The sequence below is a fragment of the Microvirga sp. RSM25 genome (assembly GCF_044784385.1).
Taxonomy (GTDB): Bacteria; Pseudomonadota; Alphaproteobacteria; order Rhizobiales; family Beijerinckiaceae; genus Microvirga; species Microvirga tunisiensis.
This window is the reverse complement of record NZ_CP173039.1, coordinates 3535102-3557251: the sequence shown is the minus strand read 5'-3', so window position 1 is coordinate 3557251 and position 22150 is coordinate 3535102. Positions and strand designations below refer to the sequence as shown.

Genomic DNA, 22150 nt, shown 5'->3' with positions numbered 1-22150 from the left:
GGTCAGCGGCGATGGTCGCTGGTGCCGACCGATGGCAGCCCATTCCTTGTGGCCGCTTGCTGCGAGGTATCGAAGCGTCCTTCCTCGGCCTTGTAGAAGTACTGGCTGGCCACCAGCATGCCCTTGAACGGCCGGATCGTCGGCACGCAGCTCAGCAGCAGGACCGGCAGCGTCGTGAGCAGGTGCACCAACAGGCCCGGCTCGTAGGCCAGCTCGACCCACACGCCGAACGCGGTGGCTGGGATGGCCATCGTCATCATGACGAAGAAGGCCGGACCGTCTGCCGTGTCGGCGAAGGAGAAGTCGAGGCCGCACGACTCGCAGCGCGGGGCGAGGGTCAGGAAGCCGTTGAACAGGCGGCCCTTGCCGCAGCGGGGGCAGCGGCACTTGAGGCCGTACTTGAGGATGGTTTCTGTTGCGGTGAGAGCAGTGGTCATGTCGGATCCTTCCGGTGTGCGCCTTGGGAACTCCATCGGCGCTCTCGCATGTATGGATTGACTATCCATACATTAGGCTGTAGCTTAGTGCCTAGGTTGATCACGTCTGCGACGTAGGCTGCGGTTTGCGTCAGCCCGCTATGCACATTATGTATGTCGTACATGAGCCATACATTCACAAGACAAGAAGGTCAAGGAAACGTGTTGTCCTGGATGCCGCAGATCAAGAACGAGAGCGGGCCCAAGTACCTGGCCATTGCCGGGGCGCTGCTGGCCGACGTGCAGTCCGGGCGGCTCAAGCCGGGCCACCGCCTGCCGCCGCAGCGCCAGCTCGCCAAGGAGCTCGGGGTTGACCTGACCACCGTCACCCGCGCCTTCAACGAGGCCCGCCGGATGGGGCTGATCGAGGCCAACACGGGACGGGGCAGCTACGTGCGCGGAAAGGCGCCGGAGCAGGACAACGTCGCGCCTGCCGGATCCCCGATCATCGACCTGAGCATGAACATGCCGCCACAGCCCGCGGCGGCGAAGCTGCGCGAGCGCATCCAGGAGGGGATCGCGGGCGTGCTCTCGTCACCCCACGGGCTGATGCACCTGCACTACCAGGAGAGCGTGGGAGCCGGACCGGACCGAACTGCGGCCGCACGCTGGCTTGGCGCGCGCCTGGGTCCGGTTCCGGTCGACCGGGTCGTGGTGACCGGAGGAGCCCAGGCGGCGCTCTATGCCATCGTGCGGGTCCTGGCAGGACCCGGCGACGCCATCTGCGTTCCGGACCTCACCTACCCTGGCCTGCGGGCGATCGCCGAGCAGCTCAAGGTGCGGCTGGTCCCGGTGGCCATGGACGGGGAGGGGCTTGATCCCGCGGCCCTCGAGGAGGCGTGCGGGCGCGAGAGGTCGAAGGCGGTCTACTGCGTTCCGACCATCCACAATCCGACGACCGCGACCATGTCGGCCAGGCGGCGCGAAGCCGTCGCCGAGGTGGTGCGTCGCCGCGGCATCGCGATCATTGAGGACGATGCCTACGGCGCGCTGCCTCGGCAAGCTCCGGCACCGATCGCGGCGATCGCGCCCGACCTCACCTGGCACATCTCCACGCTGTCGAAGTGCGTGACGCCCGCCCTGCGCACAGCCTACGTCGTCACGCCGAGCCTGTCTTGCACCCTGCGGCTCGCGGCGGAGATCCGCGCCATGTCCCTGATGATGCCGCCCCTCATGGCGGCGCTGGCCTCGAGGTGGATCCTCAACGGCACGCTCGACGCCATCACGGCGGCGATCCGCGAGGAAAGCGCCGCCCGGCAGACCATTGCGAGCCGGGCATTGCAGGGCCTCGAGTTCCAGGCGCACCCGGAGGGGCATCATCTCTGGCTGACCCTGCCGGAGCGTTGGCGGCGGGTCGATCTCAACATGTACGCGCGACAGTCAGGCCTCGCCCTGGTGCCGAGCGAGGCCTTCGCGGTGGGGGCTGCCCCGGACGCCATTCGGGTCTCCCTCGGCGCGGCGCAGAACCAAGCCGTGCTGGAGAGGGGCTTGGGGCTGCTGGCAACGGTGCTGTCTCATGGGCCCAGTGCCCTGTCCTCGATCGTGTGACCTCATCGAAGTACAGGCGCCGTGGCGTCTTTGGTCGATACGAGCAGGAATAGGACAAGGCGAGAGCGAACTAGCTTCCATCTTTTCTGACGGGCTAACAGCCTCGCCGAAAGGGGCAGAGATTACTCAACCCAGAATGTCGTCAAATGGCACGGAGCCGAAGTAGGCCGAGGGCCCGCAATTGCCAGGTAAGCTGACCTTCACAAGGCTACGCCCAACGGCTCAGATTGACCCCAAGCTGCCATTCCCGAACAGGCGGCCCAGTTCTGTTTGGCCCTACCTCTGAGCGCCCACACCGGGAGCAAGCCGCCACGCCGAAGGGTGAAAGGCTCAGGCTCTGTCCGGCCGAGCAGGGATGCCGATCAACCAGAGATGAGGTCAAAGCGAGCCATGCCCGCCTTTCATCGGGCCCGAACCAGAGCTATCTTATTGGAAGCATCGGCCGTTCCATCACAGGCGCCGATGCCTGAGAGTTCGACGCGCTCCCGCCTGCACCGCAAGGGAAGACGCCATGAACGATCCGCAGCATGTCGACAGGCTCATCCGCAAGCTGGAGACCCTGGCCGCTCTCTCAGACGAGGAGAAGCAGGCCCTGCATGGCTTGCCCAGGACCACCAAAGCCTACAAGGCGGATCAGGACATCGTTCGCGAAGGCGACACTCCGGCGGAGTGTTGCCTCGTCCTTGAAGGCATGGTGTTCCGCTACCTGGTCCTGGACGATGGCCGCCGTCAGATCATGGGCTTCTACATCCCGGGCGACATCCCCGACCTACAGAGCCTCCATATCACGACCATGGACCACAGCGTCGCCACCCTGGTGCCCACCACGGTGGCGTTCATCCCGCATCAGAGCCTCAACGATCTCAACGCGCGCCATCCCACCATCGCCAATGCCTTGTGGCGGGACACCATCGTCGATGCGGCGATGTTCCGCTTGTGGATGGTCAGCCTGGGCCAGAAATCGGCGCATGAGCGGCTCGCCCATCTCCTGTGCGAGCTGCTGGTGCGGTTCAAGGCGGTTGGCTTGGCCGAGGATGAGCACACGTGTGCGTTTCCCATGACCCAGACGGAACTGGGCGATGCGCTCGGCCTGACCACCGTCCATGTTAATCGGGTGATCCAGGATCTGCGACGAGATGGCTTGATCACCCTGGGCAAAGGCTCTCTGTGCATCAATGACTGGGAGCGCCTGCGGCAGCGCGCCAAGTTCAACCCGCTCTACCTCCACCTCGATGGGCGGGAGACGAAACCATGACCTCGGCCGAGCACGATGATGGCGGCCGCCTGTCTCTCACAGAGCAAGCGGTGCAGGTCGCTGTGGGCTGTGATGACGAGGAGGGCTGTCTGATCTTCGCGGAGGACCGGCTGGTGGCCGTTCTGGTCCGCCTGTCCCCACTGCATGAGGAGTTGGCCGGGCGGTGGTACCTTGAGGCGGGGTTTGGCCGGCTGGAGGGACCACGCAAGCCCACGTTCAGAGATCTCGGCACAGCGAAAGAATGGATCACCCGACACCTGACAGGCCCGGCAGGGTCAGCCGATTGATCCGGCTTGCTGCGGTCACAGCGGTTCGTTTCCCAGGTTCAGAAACGTCGGGTCGAACTCGGCGCCTTCTGAGGGCCGCGATGACATCACCCCAAGCTGCGATTCTGTCGCTGCGATCTGCGACGGTCATTTGCGCCCGGCTCTTCAGGGCACACAAAGAAACTCCCCCGCCAGTGCCAGCGAGGGAGCCTTGGAGATGATACGCAACAGTCTCAGAAGGAAGAACAGGAGGACTTCAGTTCCAGGAGCGGATCCTCATGAGATCCATGCTCTGGATAGCTCGCTTTAGGGGCGCTCCCTATCATCTAAGTTAAACGTGACAGGACATTCAGCGCAGATCGAGTCTTGGACCTCTTCTCAAAATGAGCCGGGTCGTTGTTGTTCAGCCGTGAACGCCCGCCAAGAAAACCCGAGCCTCGGTCACATAAGTTAATGCCGGAATTCAGCGTCCAAGTAAAAATTAACGATCCTTTAACTCCAGTGTGCCTCGCCTAAGCATGCCAACTCAGGAGGCACGGTGATGAATAGCCTCGGCCCCTCATCCATGCTGGCCCGCGAGCGCAAGCATCGCATCCTCGTTGTCGAGGACGAGGCGATGATCAGCATGTTGCTTGAGGACATGGTCCTGGACTGCGGCGGTGAACTCGTGGGGCCGGTCGCCAGGTTCGATGATGCCCTCGCGCTTGCGCGCAAAGCGGAGTTCGGGGTCGCCGTTCTCGATCTCAACCTGAATGGCACCCTCAGCTATCCCATTGCCGAGGTGATCCGCGAGCGCGGCATTCCTGTGATCTTTGCAACAGGCTATGGCGCGGATGGAGTGCCGGACAGGTTCAGCGACTGCCCGACACTGCAAAAGCCCTTCAGCCAGCAGGATTTTGCTGAAGCAATCGCGGGTGCGTGCCGCAAGCAAGCCGCCAATCGTTGCGGTTCGTGAACTATCAACGAAGGAGCAGGTCGCTCGGACCGATCTCCGCTATCTCTGCCAACCCGTCCCAATTCTCACTGGATCATTGATCCGGCGATCGGGGCAAAGGGAGACGATTATGTCTGATACAGTGTCTGCCGCAACCATCGCCACCAGCCAGGATGAGACAATCCGGCAACGGGCTTACGAGATCTGGGAGAGCGAAGGCTGCACCGGCAATCCTGAGGACCACTGGTTCAGAGCGCAGCGGGAACTGGATGACCAGGGGCCGGAACGCTCGAATGCAACGGTGGAGGATGCCCAGCCGGCCGCTGCGGCCGAAGCAAGCTCTGCTGCCAGCGGCGAGCCCTGACAAGCACTTTGCCGGGTAGCAGCCATGGGGGATCGCTTCTCTCTGATGCGGTCAGCGTGCTCTCCAGTCTCCATGCCGCCACGGATGGTTATCTCAGGTTAATGGCAGAGCTTCTTCAGTGACGTAAAGGCAGGGTGTCCTCCACCCGCAGCAAGCCCCGAGGGCAGCCTGTCTGTGTCTGGAGAAGCAAACGTGTCCACCAATAACACCGACAACAGCACCATTCTGGAAGAGCCGGATACGCTTGAGGAGATCCTGAACGTCAACGGCGATCCAGGTCCGGAGCTGGCCCTGCCGCCCCATGTCGCGACCTTTCTGGGTGAGCAACTCCAGGCCTTCTATTCCCACCTGATGAGCGAGCCGGTGCCCGACCGCTTCGTTCAGCTTCTGACGCAACTGGATGGAATCGAAAGCGGCCGCGATGGCGAATGAGGATCCTGTTCGGCAGGCGATGCTGAAGACTATTCCGCATCTGCGCGCCTTCGCCATCTCGCTCACCGGCAACATCACCTATGCGGACGATCTCGTGCAGGGGGCGCTGCTGCGCGGGCTTGAGAACCTCGACAAGTTCCAGCCCGGCACGAGCATGCAGGCGTGGCTCTTCACCATCCTGCGCAACCAGTTCTACACCGATATGCGCCGCAGCCGCCGGGAGGTGGACGACCCGGAAGGGGCACTCGCCGGTAAGCTCGCGGTCCTGCCGGAGCAGGGCGCACGCCTGGATGTCACCGACATGCAGGTGGCTCTTGCCAAGCTGAGCGTCGAGCAACGCGAAGCGCTGCTTCTGGTGGGCGCCGAGGGCGTGTCGTACGAGGAGGCGGCCCAGATCTGCGGTGTCAACATCGGCACGATCAAGAGCCGCATCAACCGCGCCCGCACCCGCCTGGCGGAACTCCTGGCCCTCGATGCCGAAGAGGATCTCGGCCCCGACCGTTTGGTCAAGGCCGCGCTGTTCGTGCATTCCGCCTCGTAGTCTCGTATGGACGCTCAAGCCTGCGAACTGCTCAAGCTGGCGAGCGACGGCCCTGAGCTGATGGATCGTCTGGATGTTCTCTCAATGGAGTACGTTCCAGGCAAGCCGAGACCCCAGGAATTCCAGTTGCCGGCATGAGAAGTGACGGGCATTGAGCTTGTTCCATCACGTGGAGCGTCAGCGAGTTATGCCGCCTTGCGCGTCAGGGTTTGCTCAACCCAGGCACCGGCTTCTTCGGGTGTCTTGAACAGGGGTGCGTCCCGGGTGCTGCACTTGCCGAACCCGGCTTCCAGATACCATTGCCCCTTGTGCTCAGGGTTATGCGTCTCGCCATCGAGGCGGACGATCACGGCCGCGAGCTGGCTATCTGCAAGGATGAGACGGCCCTCGCTGTCATGGCCGTCGATGAGCACGCGCATAGGTTGGAATGAGATGTGGGGGGAGCATAGCCTTCGCCTTCCATGTTGGGGCGAAAGGTCAATGCCAAGTGGCCGGACACCCAGGGGAAACAAGACAGCCTTCATAGCACCCCCCCCCCCGAGTCCTTCAACTAGGAGTGGCTCGATCACTAACATAAGTTGCCTTGGCCTCTTCGATACTGTGGTTTGTGCGAATTACTGCCGTCACAGACACGTCTGCTTTGATCGGCGATGTTAATCTCTGAACTTAACATAGGCCTGCGACAGACACTTCTGCGTATGCGATCTTGGTTTCACCATCAGCCATCGATCTCAGGCGCTGATGACTGAGAGATGCGCGCGCTCCCGCCTGCACATCAGGGGAGCGTCCCATGTCCTCACCGTTTCACCCCGGCTACAATCCGCTCATCCGCAAGCTCGAGAGCGTTTTCACTCTGACCGATGACGAGCGCCAAGCCCTCGAGACCCTGCCGATGCAGGTGGCGGTGCTCAAGGACCATCAGGACATCGTGCGCGAGGGCGATCGCCCCTCCCGGGCCTGTCTGATCCTGAGCGGCTTCGCCTGCGTCTACAAGATGACAGCCCACGGCAAGCGCCAGATCGTCTCCTTCACCATCGCCGGTGACATCCCTGATCTCCAGAGCCTGCACCTGAAGGTGCTCGACAACAGCGTCAGCACCATCAGCCAGTGCCGGGTGGGGTTTATCCAGCACGAGGCCCTGCACGACATCTGCCTCGGCTATCCACGCATCGGCGCCGCGTTCTGGCGCGAAACCCTGATTGATGCAGCCATCTTCCGGGAATGGGTGATGAATGTGGGACAGCGCGAAGGCGTCAGCCGCATGGCCCATGTCCTGTGTGAGTTGGTGGTGCGCCTGCGGGCGGTGGACCTTGTCGAGGATCATGTCTGCGACCTGCCGATCACCCAAGGCGAGTTTGCCGACGCGCTCGGCTTTACCCCGGTTCACGTCAACCGGGTGCTTCAGCAGATGCGGGCCGAGGGCCTGATCGAAACCCAGGGAACACGGCTGAGGATTCCCGACTGGGACAGGTTGAAAGAGGTGGGCGAGTTCGACCCGACCTACCTGCATCTGGTGCGGGAGGATGCAGCCGCATGAGCCTCACTCTTCAGCCGGTGCGGGTTGGCACCGGCAGCGACGAAGAAGGCATGCTGGTCTTCGATGCGGACCAACGGCTGGTGGCGGTGCTGACCCACCTCAGCGACCAGTATGGCGAGGTGTCCGGGCATTGGTATCTGGAAGCCAAGTTCGCTCTGCTGGACGGCCTGGATCATCCCACCTATGCCGATCTGGATGCAGCTCAAGTGAGCATCAGGCAGCATCTGGCCCGAGGGCGCTAGGCGACCTTGTGCTTTCAACCAGCTCCAGCCTCTGACGCTTGTTCCTGACCAAGACCATGACCTCACGGCTGTCATCCTTCGGCAGCCAGTTTGATCCAAACTCAGCCGCCTCACTCCCGCTGCATTAACATAGGATAATCTGGAGATTGTCAGCATCCGATCCTGAGGCGCTGACGACTGAGAGACCTGCGCTCCCGCCTGATGACCAGGGGAGGCTGTCTTGGATGCCCTTCACCACCACACGGCCGCGTTGATCCGCAAGCTGGAGAGTACCGCTCCGCTCGCGCCTGAGGAGAAGGCCGCCCTGCTGCGCCTACCGCTGCGGCTGAAAACCGTCGCGACGCACCAGGACATCGTGCGGGCGGGTGACAGCCCCTCCGAGAGCTGCCTCATCGTCGCGGGCTTCGCCTATCGCTACATCGTCACCGCCGAAGGCAAGCGGCAGATCCTTTCCTTCCACATCAGCGGCGACATCCCCGACCTCCAGAGCCTGCACCTCGACGTGATGGATCACAGCTTGGCGACGCTGGTCCCGTCCCATCTCGCCTTCATCCCGCACGATGACCTGCGCAGCCTGACGCGTCACCACCCCCGTCTCGGTGACCTGCTCTGGCGCGACACCTTGATCGATGCGGCCGTGTTCCGCCAATGGATGGTGGGGCTCGGGCGACGCGACGCCTATGGCCGGATCGCCCACCTGCTGTGCGAGCTGCTGGTGCGGCTGCGGGCTGTCGAGCTGGTGGAGGATCATGCCTTCACGCTGCCGGTGACCCAGGCGGAGCTGGGCGACGCGTTCGGGCTCTCGACGGTGCACGTCAACCGAGTGTTGCAGGATCTCCGGGGCAACGGCCTGATTACCCTGCAAGGCGGCTCCCTGAAGGTGCTGGACTGGGAGGGATTGCAGAGGGCCGGTGAGTTCGATCCAACCTACCTGCATCTGGCGAAGAAAGAGGCCTTGTAAGCGGCATCATGAGGTTCACCATACCCGGCCGATGATCCTGCCGCTCTTGGCGTGGGGCGCCCTCGATACCATTCCACAAACAACCTTCCGCGACATACCATTCATCTGTGAGCCGTTGATTGTTCAATGTGAGGGATAGCGCGGGGCTCAGAAGGTCTCCTAATGGCACGCTTGAGACCTAAGTTCGAAGGCAGTAATCCTCATCGAAGCGGACGTTCCCAAAGCGCAGGGAATCTCTGTTCCTGACCCTCAGCCGACCTTCAGCAGCCCATCTGGCGTCTCATTAACGGGGACTTTCCAGCCCCCACTCTCGTTATCAGGGGTGCCGCGGGCCCAGGCTCGCCTTCCGAGGGTGCGACGTGGCGATCAAGGATTTGCAGAACCTGATGTGGAACGGGGCACTGCTCTCCGGCGGATTGTCCGTCGTCGCTCGTGTGCATGCGTGGCGGGCCTGGAGGAGGTTCAAATCAGCTCTGGTCGATGCCCAGACCCGCGATACCGGTGAGAGGCTCTACCAGCGGGACTGGGATGTCAGGTACTGGCACGGGATCGGGTTATGGACGGCCGGGCTGTCGATCCTCTGCTCCATCCTGTGGCTCTTTTCCAGGTTGCTCTCCCCGTGATCCGCCCCGCGCGATCGGACGGGCGGGCGCAAGGACTAGGTCTAGCACGGGGCTGCGCCCTGCGGACCTGGTTCGTTCCCTCGTCATTCAGATCGTGATGCGTGAGCCGACCTCGACGGCACGATCCTCCGGGATGCAGAAGTGGTCCGACACGTCGCTGGCGGATCGCGCCATCGGGATGAAGAGGTAGTCCTGCCACAACGGCAAGCCGGACTGGGCCGACGCTTGCAGCGCCCGCCGCGACAGAAAGAACGAGACGTCCTTCAGGTCGAAGCCCGCCTCCCGCAGCGCCTTGGGCACGCTCGGGCTCTCCATGAAGCCAAACCGCACCGTCACCCGCGAGAAGCGGTCCGAGAGCTTCTCGACCCTGACACGGCCCTCGTCTGGAAGGCGCGGCACCTCCTCGGTCACCACCGTCAGGATGACGTTCTGCTCGTGCAGGACCTTGTTGTGCTTCATGTTGTGCAGCAGGGCGGCCGGGACATCGTTGGCGTTGCCCGTCAGGAACATGGCCGTGCCGGGTACCCGCGGTGCCGAGCTGGTCTCGCACATGCGGATGAACTCCGGGAGCGGCGGTCGGCCGCGGTGCGTGATCTCGGCCAGCAGGCGCGAGCCCTTGCGCCACACCCACATCAGGGTGAACAGTCCGGCACCGGTCATCAAGGGGAACCAGCCGCCCTGCGGGATCTTGAGCGCGTTCGCTCCCAGAAAGATCAACTCGATGGCGAAGAACGGCGCGATCACCAAGGCTGTGACGAACGGGGACCAGCGCCAGAACTTCCAGGCCACGATGAACAGCAGGCATGAGGTGATGACCATGTCGCCGGTCACGGCAATACCGTAGGCAGCCGCCAGATTGCTCGACGTCCTGAAGAACACCACGAGCACGATGACCGCGAGAAGCAGGAGCCAATTGACCATCGGGATGTAGATCTGGCCCTTCTCGGTCTCGGAGGTGCGCAGCACGCGAAAGCGGGGCAGCACGCCGAGCTGCATCGCCTGCTGCGAGATCGAGAACGCCCCCGTGATCACCGCCTGGCTGGCGATGATGGTAGCGATGGTGGCGAGGATCACCATCGGCAGCAGCGCCCAGGAGGGATACAGAAGGAAGAAGGGGTTCTCCAGATGCTCGGGATGAGCCAGCAGCATGGCGCCCTGGCCGAGATAGTTCAGGGCCAGTGCCGGCAGGACGAACCCGAGCCAGGCGGTGCGGATCGGAGAACGGCCGAAATGACCCATGTCGGCATAGAGCGCCTCGGCCCCAGTCACGGACAGGAACACCGCGCCGAGCGCAAACAGCCCCGCCGTGCCGTGGTGGATCAGGAAGCTGAGGCCATGGATCGGATTGATGGCACCAATGATGCCGGGATCGTCCAGGATGTGCATCAGGCCGCCAAATCCCATGACGGCGAACCAGAAGGCGGTAATCGGTCCAAAGAATGTCGCCACGCTGGCCGTGCCAAACCGTTGGACGGCAAACAGGGCAATCAGGATCACGAGGCTGAGCGGCACCACGTAGGGATCGAAGGCGGGCGTCACCAGCTTGAGGCCCTCCAGAGCGGACAGCACCGAGATGGCCGGTGTGATGATGGCGTCGCCGTAGAACAGCGAGGCCCCGACCATACCGAGGATGATGGTGAACCCGGTGCTGTGCCCGAGGGCGCGCTGGGCCAAGGTCACGAGCGAGAGCGTGCCGCCCTCGCCGTTGTTGTCGGCCCGCAGAACCAGGACCACGTACTTGAGGGTCACGATGATGATCAGTGCCCACAGGATCAGGGACACCACCCCGACCACCATCTCGCGGGTCAGGGCGGCGTGGCCCGCATGGGCGGTCGCAGCGGCGAGGCTTTCCTTCAGGGCGTAGAGGGGGCTGGTGCCGATGTCGCCGTAGACAACGCCGATGGTGCCGAGGGCCAGGGCCCAGAAGGAGGTCCGGGCGGCATGGGCGTAATCCGGAGAGCCTGTAGCGGCGCCTGCGCTGATTCCGGTGGTGGCCATGACCAGCCCTCCCATGCCGATGAACGTACCCGGCTTCGGTGGCCTAACGTGGCCGTGCCCCGGAGGGTTTCACCTTAGGCGGAACCTGGAATATAGGCTCCCGGCGGGGCTTTCGGCCGAAGCCGTCCCCTCATCGAGCAAGCCAGTGTCGGTGGTTCTTTATGCCGCTTTTATATTCGAGACCCCACTTCCCAATCGAGATTTGATGAGGCTTGGACGTAGCCTTCGGCACTCTCAACAGGGTGCTGTCATGTCCGATTTTGTCTATCTCTTCACCGGCCTTGGGTTCTTTGCGCTGATGGCGCTGTATGCCCGCATGGCCGAGCGGCTTTGAGGGAGGCTGATCCATGTCCCTTGATCTTATCCTGGGCGGCACCGTCGCCTTTGGTCTTGCCGCTTACCTGGTCCTGGCGCTGGTCCGGCCGGAACGCTTTTAGGAGGCCGATCCCATGACCCTCAATGGCTGGCTTCAAATCGCCGTCATTCTCGCAACCGTCCTGCTGGCGGCCTTGCCGCTCGGTACCTTCATGGCCAAGGTCTACGCCGGCAAGCCCACCTTCCTCTCGCCTGTATTCGGTCCCGTCGAGCGCGGCTTCTATGCCCTTGCGGGCGTCGATCCCACCCGGGAGCAGGGTTGGCGCGCCTATGTGCTGGCGATGCTTCTGTTCAATGCAGCAGGCTTTGCGCTGCTCTACGGGATACTGAGGTTCCAGGGCTTTCTGCCCCTCAACCCGCAGAGCTTTGCGGCCCTCTCGCCCGATCTCGCCTTCAACACCGCCGTCTCGTTCGTCACCAACACCAACTGGCAATCCTATGGCGGCGAGACCACCATGAGCCACTTCTCGCAGATGGCCGGGCTGACGGTGCAGAATTTCCTCTCCGCCGCCACGGGGCTTGCTCTCGCGGTCGCGCTGGTCCGCGGCTTTGCCCGTTCCAACGCGAACACAGTCGGCAACTTCTGGGCCGACATGACCCGCTCGACCCTCTACATTCTTCTCCCGCTGGCCCTGATTACCGCCATTCTGCTCGTGGCACTTGGACTGCCGCAGACCTTACTCGCCTCGGCGGATGCCACGACCCTGGAGGGCATCAAGCAGACCATTGCTATCGGTCCCGTCGCGAGCCAGATCGCGATCAAGCAGCTTGGCACCAATGGCGGCGGCTTCTTCAACGTGAATGCCGCTCATCCCTTTGAGAACCCGACGGCGCTCACGAATTTCGTGCAGGTCTGGCAGATGCTGGTGGTCTCGGTGGCTGTCGTCTTCGCCTTCGGTCGTCTGGTTGGCGACACTCGGCAGGCGCGCGCCCTCGTCTGGGTGATGGGTGTCCTGCTCGTGGCAGCCATCGCGATCACCTACGCGGCGGAAGCGGCCGGCACGCCGATGCTGCACGCGGCGGGTATCAATCCGGCCGACGGCAACATGGAGGGCAAGGAAGTTCGTTTCGGGCTTGCGCTGTCTGCCTTATGGGCCGCGGTCACTACCGGCCTGTCCACGGGTGCGGTCAATTCCATGCATGCGAGCTTCACGCCTATCGGCGGCCTGATCCCGATGTTCCTGATCCAGCTCGGCGAGATCCTGCCGGGCGGCGTCGGATCCGGACTCTACGGCATCCTCGTCATGGCGATCATTGCCGTGTTTGTGGCGGGCCTCATGGTCGGTCGCACGCCGGAATACCTGGGCAAGAAGATCGAGGCGAAGGAGGTCAAGATGGCGATGCTGGCCGTCCTGATCCTGCCGACCGCGATCCTGGGCTTCGCGGCGGCCGCAGCCATCATTCCCCAGGGCCTCGCAGGTCTGCTCAATGCCGGACCGCACGGCCTTTCCGAGATCCTGTACGCCTACTCGTCGGCAGCGGGAAACAACGGCTCCGCCTTTGCCGGGCTGACAGCCAACTCGCCCTGGTACAACACGACCCTGGGGCTAGCGATGTTGCTCGGTCGCTTCGCCTACATCGTGCCGATGCTGGCCATCGCAGGTTCGCTCGCGGCGAAGACGAGGCTTGAATCCTCGACAGGCACGTTTCCGACCCATGGGCCGCTGTTCATCGGCCTGTTGATCGGCGTGATCCTGATCCTCGGTGGTCTTCAGTTCTTCCCGGCTCTCGCTCTCGGCCCCATCGCCGAGCAGATGCTGATGCTGGCCGACAAAACATTCTGACAGGTGCTCCATGAGCAAACATATTCAACCGACCGTATCGATGTTCGACGGAGCGATCCTGCGTCAGGCGATCCTCGACTCGTTCAAGAAACTCAATCCTGGAAAGCTCATTCATAATCCGGTGATCTTCGTCACGGAGGTGGTGGCCCTGCTCGTTACCATTCTCTTCGTGCGCGATCTTGTGACAGGTGCATCTGCCTTCTTTACGGGGCAGATCGCGGCCTGGCTCTGGTTCACGGTGATTTTCGCCAACTTCGCCGAAGCCGTCGCTGAGGGCCGGGGCAGGGCGCAGGCCGACACGCTGCGCCAGGCACGGACGCAGACGGTCGCCAAGCGCCTTTACAATCGGGAGCGCAAGGAACTCCATGCCATGGTGCCGGCTCTCAATCTCGAGGTCGGCGATCTCGTGCTCGTCGAAGCCGGGGACCTGATCCCGGGTGACGGTGAAGTTGTGGAAGGCATCGCCTCGGTGAACGAGGCGGCCATCACAGGCGAGTCCGCTCCCGTCATTCGGGAATCCGGGGGCGATCGCTCCGCCGTGACCGGGGGCACGACTGTCATCTCCGACTGGCTCGTTGTCCGCATCACGGCGGCATCAGGCTCCTCGTTTCTGGATCGGATGATCGCTCTCGTGGAAGGGGCCGAGCGGCAGAAGACGCCGAACGAGATTGCCCTCAATGTCCTGCTGGCCGGCATGACCATCGTGTTCCTGATCGCTGTGGTGACGCTCGCAGGGTTCGGGCGCTACTCCGGAGCGGACGTTCCGGTGCCCGTTCTGGTGGCTCTGCTTGTTACCCTGATCCCAACGACGATCGGCGGACTTCTCTCGGCCATCGGCATTGCCGGCATGGATCGCCTCATCCGCTTCAACGTGCTCGCCATGTCGGGCCGTGCCGTCGAGGCCGCGGGCGACGTCGACACGTTGCTCCTCGACAAGACGGGGACCATCACCTTCGGCAACCGCATGGCGGCTGAGATCATCCCGATCTCCGGCATCACGGAGCGTGAAGCAGCGGAGGCCGCGCTGCTGGCGAGCCTGGCGGACGAGACGGCGGAAGGCCGTTCCATTGTGGCTCTGGTGCAGGACAAGTATCGGCTGCAAGCACCAGACCGGGTCCCGGAGGGCGCTCGCTTCATCGAGTTCTCCGCCACGACCCGTCTCTCCGGCGTGGATTGCGCGAGCCGGAAGCTGCGCAAGGGAGCGGTGGACGCCGTGCTTCGCTTCGTGCGCGATGCCAGCGGGCGCAGTGTGGCGGATCAGGGCTTCGCGGCCGCCGTGGACCGGATCGCCAGCTCGGGCGGCACGCCGCTCGGGCTTGCCGACGGAGGCCGTCTGTTGGGCGTCATCCACCTCAAGGACGTGGTCAAGCCCGACATCAAGGAGCGCTTCTCGGAACTGCGTCGCATGGGGATCCGCGCCGTCATGGTGACCGGCGACAATCCCGTGACGGCGGCAGCGATTGCATCAGAAGCGGGCGTCGACGACTTCATTGCCGAGGCGACGCCCCAGGACAAGCTCAACTACATCCGTCGGGCTCAAACGGAAGGCCGTCTCGTGGCCATGTGCGGCGACGGCACGAACGACGCGCCGGCCCTGGCTCAGGCGGATGTGGGAGTTGCCATGCAGTCCGGCACGCAGGCGGCTCGCGAGGCCGGCAACATGGTGGATCTCGATTCCAACCCGACGAAGCTCATCGAAATTGTTGGCATCGGCAAGCAGCTCCTGATGACGCGCGGGTCGCTGACCACTTTCTCCATCGCCAACGACGTGGCGAAGTACTTTGCCATCATCCCGGCGCTGTTCGTGGCCGCGATCCCGCAGCTTGGGGCGCTCAACGTCATGGGGTTGTCGACCCCGCAGAGTGCCATCCTGTCGGCTGTGATCTTCAATGCCCTCATCATCATCGCGCTGATCCCGCTCGCCTTGCGCGGCATCCCGTACCGTCCGCTTGGCGCGGCAACCCTGCTGCGGCGCAATCTTCTGATCTACGGCCTTGGCGGGCTCCTCGTGCCCTTCATTGGCATCAAGATCATCGACCTCGCTGTCACAGCCATCGGCTGGGCTTAAACAAGGAACCGAACATGTCCCATCTTCGTCCCGCGCTCGTTCTGCTCCTGCTGTTCACGGCCCTGACGGGGCTCGCCTATCCCTTCGCCGTCGCTGGCATTGGTCAGGCTCTCTTCCCCGCGCAGGCCAATGGCAGCCTGGTCGTACAGGATGGCCATGTCATCGGCTCCGCGCTGATCGGGCAGGCGTTCACGTCTGACCGTAATCTCTGGCCACGCCCCTCCGCCACGAGCGCACCCGATCCGGCCGATCCGTCCAGGATCGTGGATGCGCCCTATAACGCGGCGGCATCGACCGGCTCCAATCTCGGGCCGACCTCCACGAGGCTGGCGGAGCGCTTGGCGGCCTCCTCCGAGGCCTGGCGTGGGGCCGGGTTGACGGCACCCATTCCCGGCGATGCCGTCACCACGTCCGGCAGCGGCCTCGATCCACACATCTCGCCTGGCTACGCGCAGGCGCAAGCGGCCCGGATTGCCGCCGCTCGAAACCTTCCCGAAGCTCAGGTCAGGCAACTGATCGAGGCCTCGATCGAGGGACGGACCTTCGGGATCCTCGGAGAGCCTCGGGTCAATGTTCTGCGGGTCAACCAGGCCCTCGACCGGCAGGGTTCTTGAGAGGATGACGATGATCTACCCGAAGGCAATGGAGGCCCCATCCTGATGGCCCTGACCGGGACGCCCCGCGCATCGGCGGATGCGCTGCTCACGCTGGCCAACCGAGAAGGGCGGGGCCGTCTCAAGATCTTTCTTGGGGCGGCTCCCGGCGTCGGGAAGACCTATGCCATGCTCCAGGCCGGCCGCGCGGCTTTGGAGGGCGACGTTGACGTCGTCATCGGTCTTGTCGAGACCCATGGGCGTCAGGAAACTCAAGACCTGTTGCACGGCTTCGAGATCCTGCCCCGCCTGTCGGTACCGTACCGGGGACGGATGGTGCAGGAGTTCGATCTCGACACTGCCCTGAACCGCCACCCACGGCTCATCCTGGTTGATGAATACGCCCACACGAATGCCCCTGGCAGCCGCCATCCGAAGCGATGGCAGGATATTGCGGAACTGCTGGCGGCGGGGATCGACGTCTGGACGACGCTCAACGTCCAGCATCTCGAAAGCCTCAATGACGTCATCCAGCGCATCACCCGGGTCCGCGTGCGCGAGACCGTGCCCGATGCGGTGTTCGACGAGGCGGACGAGCTTGTCCTGATCGACCTGCCGCCGGATGAGCTCCTCAAGCGGTTGGCGGAGGGAAGGGTCTATGTGCAGGACACAGCGGTGCGCGCCGTCGACAACTTCTTCCGGCCCAACAACCTCGTGGCGTTGCGGGAACTCGCATTGCGGCGGGCCGCCGAGCGCATCGACAGCGACCTGCTCGAACGCATGCAGGGCGGCGGGGTCGAGGGCCCGTGGGCGGCAGGGGAACGCATCCTCGTCTGTGTCGGCGCCGATGACATCTCCCCGGCGGTCGTGCGCCATGCAAAGCGTCTGGCGGATGCCATCGGTGCGCCCTGGCTGGTCGTGACCGTCGAACGTCCTGGCGAGAGCCTGGGCAGTGAAAGGCGGCATCGCCTTGACCAGACGCTTCAGCTTGCAACCCAACTGGGTGCCGACGAAGCAAAGACGCTGGTTGCTGCCGACCTCGTCCAGGAGCTTCTGCGCTTCGCCCGGTTTGAGAACGTCACTCAGATCGTGGTAGGACGGTCCCGGGGCGGCTGGTGGTCCGAACTCCTCGGGCGCTCGCTGCCGCACCAACTGGTTCACCACTCCGAGGACATCGCCATTCACGTCGTGACTGCCAAAGGGGGCAACCCCGGGGCGCCTGGTGGCGGGACTGGATGCCACGAATGAAGCCGGATCAGCCCTGGGCGCCTTTCCTGTGGTCGGCGCTCGCCGTCGCCGCGGCGATTGCGGTCGGACTGGCGATGACGTCCATTGTCTCGCTGCCGAACATTTCCATGATTTTCCTGGTGGCCGTCCTGTTCGCAGCCGTGCGCTTCGGGATCTGGCCTGCCGTTGTCAGCTCGATCCTGTCATTCCTGGGCTACAATTTCTTCTTCATCGATCCGGTCTACACCTTCACGGTCGCCCGCCCACACGAACTGCTGGCCCTGTTCGTCTTTCTCGGTGCGGCCGTTCTGACTTCGGCCCTGGCCGGACGGGCCCGGGAGCAGGCAGCCGCCGCTCTCAGCCGGGCCCGAGCCACGCGGCGCCTTTACGAATTCACCCGCCGGCTTTCGAGCTTCCCTGATGCGAGGGCCGTAGCCGAGGGCGCGGTCATCGAACTGAACGGCTATCTCAATCGTCCCATTGCGATCCTCCTCCCTGGGGACGATAACCTTGAGCTTGCAGCCTCCTGGCCGCCGGAGGACCAGCTCGATACGGCTTCCGCCTCGGCGGCCCGCTGGGCCTACGAGAAGGACGAGGCCGCCGGCGCCGGAACGGGAACGCTGCCATCGGCGCGCTGGCTCTTCCTTCCCTTGCGGTCGTCCCATGGCCGCGTCGGAGTGCTGGGCATCGCCGTGGACGGGGCTGCGCTTGACGGGGACATCCGCACCCTGGCGGAGACCGTAGCGGAACTGACGGCCGCGGCCTTGGAGCGGGCTCGGCTGGCGCGGGAGATTACAGCAGCCAACACGGCCACCGAGACCGAACGGGTCCGCAATACCTTGCTGGCCTCAATCAGCCATGACTTCCGGACCCCTCTTGCCTCCATTCTCGGGGCGGCGACCAGCCTGATCGACTATGGGCCGAAACTGCCGGAGCTCGCGCGCCAGGACCTGTTGGAGCAGGTGAAGGACGAAGCTGAGCATCTCGACCGAATGGTGCGCAACCTGCTGTCGATGACGCGCGTCGAGGCTGGAGCCCTGGAGCTTCGCCGCGACTGGGTCGATATCCGGGAGGCTTTCGACCGGGTGGTCGCCCTCGTCAGGCGGCGAGGGGCAACCCAAACCTTCCACATCAAGATCAGTCCGGACCTTCCCTTCGTTCTCGCTGATCCATCCCTGATCGATCAGGCCATGGCCAACATCGTCGGCAATGCAGTTCGCTATGCGGGCTCCGATGCGCGAGTCGACCTTGAGGCCTATCGCGAGAGTGATGAAATCGTGTTGTCGGTGACTGATGACGGGCCAGGAATCTCCCAAAGCCTTCTCTCCAAGGTCTTTGAGAAATTTGCCCGCGGCCGTGAGCAGGTCGGTGACGGGGGCGAGGGCACGGGGCTGGGATTGGCCATCGCCAAAGGCATCGTGGACGCGCATGGCGGATCGATCGCGGCGGAGAGCCCGGTGGCGAACGGGCACGGCACGCGCATCTCGATCCGGCTGTCGCTTGAGGGGAAGGCGCCATGACTGTGCCGACACGTGTGCTCGTCATCGACGATGAGCCGGCGATCTACCGTTTCCTCAAGCCGGCTCTCGAAGCGAATGACTACCAGACGATCAGCGCCGGAACAGCGGCTGACGGGTTGAAGCGCATCGCTGCCGATGCGCCTGACATCGTCGTGCTCGATCTCGGGCTGCCGGACATGGACGGCAAGGATGTCATTGTCCGAGTCCGCGAGTGGTCCGATGTCCCCATCATCGTGCTCTCGGCCCGTGACAGAGAAGCCGAGAAGATCGCCGCCCTCGATCTCGGCGCGGATGACTTCGTCAACAAGCCGTTCGGGATGGGGGAACTCATGGCGCGCCTGCGGACGGCCCTGCGCCACCGCATGCAGCGCAAGGGCGAGACGCCTGTCGTCAGCGTGGGAGGACTGGAAATCGACGTTCCTCGGCGTCGGGTCTCCTGGCAGGGGACGGAGGTGAACTTGAGCCCGAGGGAGTTCGACCTTCTCGCCTTCCTGGCGAGCCATGCGGGCAAGGTGGTGACGCACAAGCAGATCCTCACCGCCGTCTGGGGCGCCGCCCACGAGAACGATACCCAGTATCTGCGGGTCTATGTCGGCCAACTCCGGCAGAAGATCGAACCGAATCCATCCGATCCCCACTTCATCCTGACCGAACCGGGCATCGGCTATCGTCTGCTGGATGCGGAATAGGCTGCGCCTGAGGCGACGTCTTTATACGGTCTTTATATCCGGCCTCTCACTTCCCAATCGATTTTTTATGCGGCCCTGGCCATGTCTGGTCGAAGGGATGGGACGGCTCACTGGCCTTGGTGCACGGATGGCCGGCCATGGTCCCGACCCGTCTGGACAGTCGAGATGTGGCCAAAGCAAAATCTGGAACGGGAGCTCCGCTCCCTCCTGTCGCGGATCGAGGCGGGTTCCCAGCCGACGGGCGGCCTCGTGTCAGACGTGCTGCAATACGCGTGTCCGCGGCTCACATCGGCGATCAGGCTCAACGATCTCGTGCAGCGTCTGGTCGCGGCAGAGGCCTGGGTCGACCTGGGATTCTGGCTGATCGGTTGGGAACTGCCCGACTGGGCCATTCATCGCCTGTCCTGCGATGACAGCCGCTGGAACTGTGCGATCTGCGTTCGCGGCCTGGCCATCAACTGGATTGAGGACGTGGCCGAGTTTCAGCACGACAACCCGGCGCTCGCAATCCTCGGCGCCCTTGTTCAGGCCCAGCTCCGAAAGGCCCAAGGTCTCGCTCCCAGTAATGTCACCCCTTTCAGGAGGATCGGACATTCACTGGCCAACCGCATGAGCCGTGATGCAGAACGATAACCTGATCGTGACGGCTCCAAGCCAATCCCATTCGGTGGACCCTGGAGCCCAACTTCAACCGCATCGATCCAGTTTCTGGATGCTGACGCTCGGCACGCTCGGCGTCGTCTACGGCGACATCGGCACGAGCCCTCTTTATGCCCTCAAGGAATCGCTCTCCGCAGCGGCTGGCGGAGGTACCGTCACGCGCGAGATGGTGTTCGGGATCGTATCGCTCATTCTGTGGGCGCTGATCTTCATCGTGACGATCAAGTACGTGCTCTTCATCCTGCGCGCCGACAACAACGGCGAGGGTGGTACGCTCACCCTCATGGCGCTGGCGCAGCGGGCCATGGGCCACAATATCCTCGTCATCGCGCTTCTCGGCATGGTCGGCGCGGCGCTCTTCTATGGAGACGCCATCATCACCCCGGCCATCTCGGTGCTTTCGGCCGTCGAAGGGCTCAAGCTCGCGAGCCCAGCCTTCGAGCACTATGTTCTGCCGCTCAGCCTCGTGATTATGATCGGTCTCTTCGCGGTGCAGAGCCACGGGACCGCTCGGGTCGCGGCCTGGTTCGGACCGATCACCGCCGTGTGGTTCGCATTGATGGCTCTTGGCGGAATCCTTCATCTGGCCGACGATCCCAGCATCCTGTCTGCGATCAGTCCAACGTATGGCATCGCATTCCTGGCCACCCACGGCACGCCCGGGCTTCTCGCTCTTGGAGCCGTGTTCCTGGCAGTCACGGGTGCCGAGGCGCTGTACGCCGATATGGGCCATTTCGGCCGGCGGCCCATCCAGACCGCTTGGCTCGGCTTTGTGCTGCCCTGCCTTGCCCTGAACTATCTCGGTCAGGGCGCGCTGCTGCTCGCGGATCCGGGAAAGATCGAGAACCCCTTCTTCCTGCTCTATCCGGAGTGGGCGCTGCTTCCCATGGTGGCGATGGCGACCATCGCCACGATCATCGCCAGTCAGGCGGTCATCACAGGCGCCTTCTCCTTGACTCAACAGGCGATCCAGCTCGGCCTCTTGCCGCGGATGGAGATTCGCTGGACCTCCGAGACCGAGAAGGGCCAGATCTATGTGCCGAAGGTGAACTTCCTTCTCCTGCTGGCAGTCTTGTTCCTGGTCATCATGTTCAGGAGCTCAAGCGCCTTGGCACACGCCTACGGCATCGCCGTGACGGGCACCATGGTGGTGACGGCCATCATGGCCTTCTTCGTGGTTTGGCGGTTCTGGAAATGGCCGCTCTGGGCATCTGTCGCCGTGATCGTGCCCTTCCTCCTTGTCGACATGATCTTCCTGGCGGCCAATGCCCTCAAGATCCCGCAGGGGGGCTGGATGCCACTCCTGGTCGGTGCGCTGCTCGTCACGCTCATGATGACGTGGCGGCGTGGGACGCGCATCCTGTTCGAGAAGACCCGGAAGGTGGACGTGCCACTGCTCGAGCTCATTGGCATGCTGGAGAAGAGCCAGCCACATCGGGTGAGAGGCACCGCTGTGTTCATGACGAGCGATCCCGACACCGCCCCCGCTGCCCTGCTGCACAATCTCAAGCACAACAAGATCCTGCATGAGCAGAACGTGGTCTTGACCGTGAAGACCGAGGATGCGCCGCGCGTTGCGGATAACGAGCGAGTTCGGATCGAGTCTCTCGGGGACTCGTTCTGGCGAGCGACCATGAGCTTCGGCTACATGGAGGCTCCCAACATTCCCCGGGGTCTCGCCCTCCTGCGCAAGCAGGGGTTTAAGTTCGACATCATGACGACGTCGTTCTTCGTCTCGCGGCGCTCCATCAGGCCGTCGGTGCACGGCGGGATGCCGTTCTGGCAGGACAAGCTGTTCATCAGTCTCGCCAAGTCAGCGAGCGACGCCACTGACTTCTTTCAAATCCCGACAGGTCGCGTGGTCGAGGTCGGAACCCAAGTGACGGTGTGAGCTCAGATCGACTTGGGAAACCTCACGGAGCAAGGCACGAACTCGCACTGGTGGAGGTCCGGAACTGGCACTTTCCGGAAGAAAGCCTGATGTCTGCTTAGGGCAGAAGCACCGGACATTCTGGGGCTCTGTTGCAATAACTTCAGGAGCCACAATTCGTAGCGTG

24 protein-coding genes are annotated in these 22150 nt (G+C 63.5%); 21 read left to right on the top strand and 3 right to left on the bottom strand.

The genetic code is table 11. The features are described 5' to 3' along the window. Positions 1 to 2: 2 nt before the first annotated feature. Positions 3 to 437 carry a DUF983 domain-containing protein gene (locus ACD578_RS16960; protein WP_404286807.1) on the bottom strand — a complete coding sequence of 145 codons (435 nt, stop codon included), beginning with the start codon at positions 435 to 437 and terminating at the stop codon, positions 3 to 5. Between the two features lie 162 nt (positions 438 to 599). Here ACD578_RS16960 and ACD578_RS16955 point away from each other — a divergent pair, with 162 nt between their 5' ends. The 7 genes from ACD578_RS16955 (at position 600) to ACD578_RS16925 (ending at position 5816) form a co-directional block, all read left to right on the top strand. Next, a complete protein-coding gene (locus ACD578_RS16955; RefSeq protein ID WP_404286805.1) occupies positions 600 to 2024 on the top strand; it encodes a PLP-dependent aminotransferase family protein in 1425 nt (474 codons plus the stop codon). Positions 2025 to 2535: 511 nt separating this feature from the next. After that, on the top strand, positions 2536 to 3279 hold the full coding sequence (locus tag ACD578_RS16950; RefSeq protein WP_404286803.1) for a Crp/Fnr family transcriptional regulator: 744 nt from the start codon (positions 2536 to 2538) through the stop codon (positions 3277 to 3279). Further along, complete coding sequence (locus ACD578_RS16945; protein ID WP_404286801.1) at positions 3276 to 3566, top strand: hypothetical protein; 291 nt, start codon at positions 3276 to 3278, stop codon at positions 3564 to 3566. The genes ACD578_RS16950 and ACD578_RS16945 overlap by 4 nt, the downstream gene beginning before the upstream one ends. A gap of 544 nt (positions 3567 to 4110) precedes the next feature. Beyond that, entirely contained in the window at positions 4111 to 4500 is a 390-nt protein-coding gene (locus ACD578_RS16940; RefSeq protein ID WP_404286799.1) for a response regulator, read from the top strand. A 109-nt stretch (positions 4501 to 4609) separates the two neighbouring features. Continuing rightward, positions 4610 to 4843, top strand: a complete 234-nt coding sequence (locus ACD578_RS16935) for a DUF2934 domain-containing protein (RefSeq protein WP_404286797.1) — start codon at positions 4610 to 4612, stop codon at positions 4841 to 4843. Positions 4844 to 5035: 192 nt separating this feature from the next. Continuing rightward, the gene (locus ACD578_RS16930; RefSeq protein ID WP_404286795.1) at positions 5036 to 5275 is read left to right on the top strand and encodes a NepR family anti-sigma factor; all 240 of its coding nucleotides are present in this window, start codon (positions 5036 to 5038) and stop codon (positions 5273 to 5275) included. Between the two features lie 19 nt (positions 5276 to 5294). Beyond that, positions 5295 to 5816, top strand: coding sequence for a sigma-70 family RNA polymerase sigma factor (locus tag ACD578_RS16925; protein ID WP_404286794.1), 522 nt, complete (start codon positions 5295 to 5297; stop codon positions 5814 to 5816). Between the two features lie 185 nt (positions 5817 to 6001). Here the strand turns inward: ACD578_RS16925 and ACD578_RS16920 are convergent, their stop codons facing one another. Beyond that, on the bottom strand, positions 6002 to 6235 hold the full coding sequence (locus ACD578_RS16920; protein ID WP_404286792.1) for a hypothetical protein: 234 nt from the start codon (positions 6233 to 6235) through the stop codon (positions 6002 to 6004). Between the two features lie 371 nt (positions 6236 to 6606). Between ACD578_RS16920 and ACD578_RS16915 the strand changes: the two genes are divergently transcribed. From ACD578_RS16915 to ACD578_RS16900, 4 genes are all read left to right on the top strand, one after another. Continuing rightward, entirely contained in the window at positions 6607 to 7353 is a 747-nt protein-coding gene (locus ACD578_RS16915) for a Crp/Fnr family transcriptional regulator (RefSeq protein ID WP_404286790.1), read from the top strand. Further along, positions 7350 to 7595 carry a hypothetical protein gene (locus tag ACD578_RS16910; RefSeq protein ID WP_404286788.1) on the top strand — a complete coding sequence of 82 codons (246 nt, stop codon included), beginning with the start codon at positions 7350 to 7352 and terminating at the stop codon, positions 7593 to 7595. The genes ACD578_RS16915 and ACD578_RS16910 overlap by 4 nt, the downstream gene beginning before the upstream one ends. 220 nt (positions 7596 to 7815) lie before the next feature. Continuing rightward, positions 7816 to 8556: a Crp/Fnr family transcriptional regulator gene (locus ACD578_RS16905; protein ID WP_404286786.1), complete on the top strand. Its 741-nt coding sequence runs from the start codon at positions 7816 to 7818 to the stop codon at positions 8554 to 8556. Positions 8557 to 8915: 359 nt separating this feature from the next. Continuing rightward, positions 8916 to 9179 (top strand): hypothetical protein, encoded by a 264-nt coding sequence (locus ACD578_RS16900; protein WP_404286784.1) that lies wholly within the window; start codon positions 8916 to 8918, stop codon positions 9177 to 9179. 87 nt (positions 9180 to 9266) lie between these two features. Here ACD578_RS16900 and ACD578_RS16895 read toward each other — a convergent pair whose 3' ends face one another. Continuing rightward, positions 9267 to 11177, bottom strand: coding sequence for a potassium transporter Kup (locus ACD578_RS16895; RefSeq protein WP_404286782.1), 1911 nt, complete (start codon positions 11175 to 11177; stop codon positions 9267 to 9269). A gap of 205 nt (positions 11178 to 11382) precedes the next feature. Here ACD578_RS16895 and ACD578_RS16890 point away from each other — a divergent pair, with 205 nt between their 5' ends. From ACD578_RS16890 to ACD578_RS16845, 10 genes are all read left to right on the top strand, one after another. Further along, on the top strand, positions 11383 to 11511 hold the full coding sequence (locus ACD578_RS16890) for a hypothetical protein (RefSeq protein ID WP_404286780.1): 129 nt from the start codon (positions 11383 to 11385) through the stop codon (positions 11509 to 11511). Positions 11512 to 11524: 13 nt separating this feature from the next. Continuing rightward, complete coding sequence (gene kdpF / locus ACD578_RS16885) at positions 11525 to 11614, top strand: K(+)-transporting ATPase subunit F (RefSeq protein WP_099508427.1); 90 nt, start codon at positions 11525 to 11527, stop codon at positions 11612 to 11614. 12 nt (positions 11615 to 11626) lie between these two features. After that, positions 11627 to 13336, top strand: coding sequence for a potassium-transporting ATPase subunit KdpA (gene kdpA, locus ACD578_RS16880; protein ID WP_404286778.1), 1710 nt, complete (start codon positions 11627 to 11629; stop codon positions 13334 to 13336). 10 nt (positions 13337 to 13346) lie between these two features. Beyond that, the gene (gene kdpB, locus ACD578_RS16875) at positions 13347 to 15404 is read left to right on the top strand and encodes a potassium-transporting ATPase subunit KdpB (protein WP_404286776.1); all 2058 of its coding nucleotides are present in this window, start codon (positions 13347 to 13349) and stop codon (positions 15402 to 15404) included. 14 nt (positions 15405 to 15418) lie between these two features. Then, entirely contained in the window at positions 15419 to 16018 is a 600-nt protein-coding gene (kdpC, locus tag ACD578_RS16870) for a potassium-transporting ATPase subunit KdpC (RefSeq protein ID WP_404286774.1), read from the top strand. Between the two features lie 45 nt (positions 16019 to 16063). After that, positions 16064 to 17245: a universal stress protein gene (locus ACD578_RS16865; protein WP_404286772.1), complete on the top strand. Its 1182-nt coding sequence runs from the start codon at positions 16064 to 16066 to the stop codon at positions 17243 to 17245. Continuing rightward, on the top strand, positions 17242 to 18744 hold the full coding sequence (locus ACD578_RS16860; RefSeq protein ID WP_404286770.1) for a DUF4118 domain-containing protein: 1503 nt from the start codon (positions 17242 to 17244) through the stop codon (positions 18742 to 18744). Before ACD578_RS16865 ends, ACD578_RS16860 begins: the two co-directional genes overlap by 4 nt. Beyond that, positions 18741 to 19433, top strand: a complete 693-nt coding sequence (locus tag ACD578_RS16855) for a response regulator (protein ID WP_404286768.1) — start codon at positions 18741 to 18743, stop codon at positions 19431 to 19433. Before ACD578_RS16860 ends, ACD578_RS16855 begins: the two co-directional genes overlap by 4 nt. 165 nt (positions 19434 to 19598) lie before the next feature. Further along, complete coding sequence (locus ACD578_RS16850; RefSeq protein ID WP_404286766.1) at positions 19599 to 20066, top strand: hypothetical protein; 468 nt, start codon at positions 19599 to 19601, stop codon at positions 20064 to 20066. Continuing rightward, positions 20053 to 21984, top strand: a complete 1932-nt coding sequence (locus ACD578_RS16845; protein ID WP_404286764.1) for a potassium transporter Kup — start codon at positions 20053 to 20055, stop codon at positions 21982 to 21984. The genes ACD578_RS16850 and ACD578_RS16845 overlap by 14 nt, the downstream gene beginning before the upstream one ends. Positions 21985 to 22150 lie beyond the last annotated feature (166 nt).

Excerpts from the sequence above, each read along its gene's own strand:
- ACD578_RS16895 (WP_404286782.1), bottom strand. The coding sequence starts at position 11,177 with ATGGCCACCACCGGAATCAGCGCAGGCGCCGCTACAGGCTCTCCGGAT.
- ACD578_RS16860 (WP_404286770.1), top strand. The coding sequence starts at position 17,242 with ATGAAGCCGGATCAGCCCTGGGCGCCTTTCCTGTGGTCGGCGCTCGCC.
- ACD578_RS16960 (WP_404286807.1), bottom strand. The coding sequence starts at position 437 with ATGACCACTGCTCTCACCGCAACAGAAACCATCCTCAAGTACGGCCTC.
- kdpB (WP_404286776.1), top strand. The coding sequence starts at position 13,347 with ATGAGCAAACATATTCAACCGACCGTATCGATGTTCGACGGAGCGATC.
- ACD578_RS16850 (WP_404286766.1), top strand. The coding sequence starts at position 19,599 with ATGTGGCCAAAGCAAAATCTGGAACGGGAGCTCCGCTCCCTCCTGTCG.
- ACD578_RS16925 (WP_404286794.1), top strand. The coding sequence starts at position 5,295 with ATGCTGAAGACTATTCCGCATCTGCGCGCCTTCGCCATCTCGCTCACC.
- kdpC (WP_404286774.1), top strand. The coding sequence starts at position 15,419 with ATGTCCCATCTTCGTCCCGCGCTCGTTCTGCTCCTGCTGTTCACGGCC.
- ACD578_RS16940 (WP_404286799.1), top strand. The coding sequence starts at position 4,111 with ATGCTGGCCCGCGAGCGCAAGCATCGCATCCTCGTTGTCGAGGACGAG.
- ACD578_RS16915 (WP_404286790.1), top strand. The coding sequence starts at position 6,607 with ATGTCCTCACCGTTTCACCCCGGCTACAATCCGCTCATCCGCAAGCTC.
- ACD578_RS16935 (WP_404286797.1), top strand. The coding sequence starts at position 4,610 with ATGTCTGATACAGTGTCTGCCGCAACCATCGCCACCAGCCAGGATGAG.
- ACD578_RS16910 (WP_404286788.1), top strand. The coding sequence starts at position 7,350 with ATGAGCCTCACTCTTCAGCCGGTGCGGGTTGGCACCGGCAGCGACGAA.
- kdpA (WP_404286778.1), top strand. The coding sequence starts at position 11,627 with ATGACCCTCAATGGCTGGCTTCAAATCGCCGTCATTCTCGCAACCGTC.
- ACD578_RS16945 (WP_404286801.1), top strand. The coding sequence starts at position 3,276 with ATGACCTCGGCCGAGCACGATGATGGCGGCCGCCTGTCTCTCACAGAG.
- ACD578_RS16845 (WP_404286764.1), top strand. The coding sequence starts at position 20,053 with ATGCAGAACGATAACCTGATCGTGACGGCTCCAAGCCAATCCCATTCG.
- ACD578_RS16920 (WP_404286792.1), bottom strand. The coding sequence starts at position 6,235 with ATGCGCGTGCTCATCGACGGCCATGACAGCGAGGGCCGTCTCATCCTT.
- ACD578_RS16955 (WP_404286805.1), top strand. The coding sequence starts at position 600 with ATGAGCCATACATTCACAAGACAAGAAGGTCAAGGAAACGTGTTGTCC.
- kdpF (WP_099508427.1), top strand. The coding sequence starts at position 11,525 with ATGTCCCTTGATCTTATCCTGGGCGGCACCGTCGCCTTTGGTCTTGCC.
- ACD578_RS16950 (WP_404286803.1), top strand. The coding sequence starts at position 2,536 with ATGAACGATCCGCAGCATGTCGACAGGCTCATCCGCAAGCTGGAGACC.
- ACD578_RS16865 (WP_404286772.1), top strand. The coding sequence starts at position 16,064 with ATGGCCCTGACCGGGACGCCCCGCGCATCGGCGGATGCGCTGCTCACG.
- ACD578_RS16855 (WP_404286768.1), top strand. The coding sequence starts at position 18,741 with ATGACTGTGCCGACACGTGTGCTCGTCATCGACGATGAGCCGGCGATC.
- ACD578_RS16890 (WP_404286780.1), top strand. The coding sequence starts at position 11,383 with ATGAGGCTTGGACGTAGCCTTCGGCACTCTCAACAGGGTGCTGTCATG.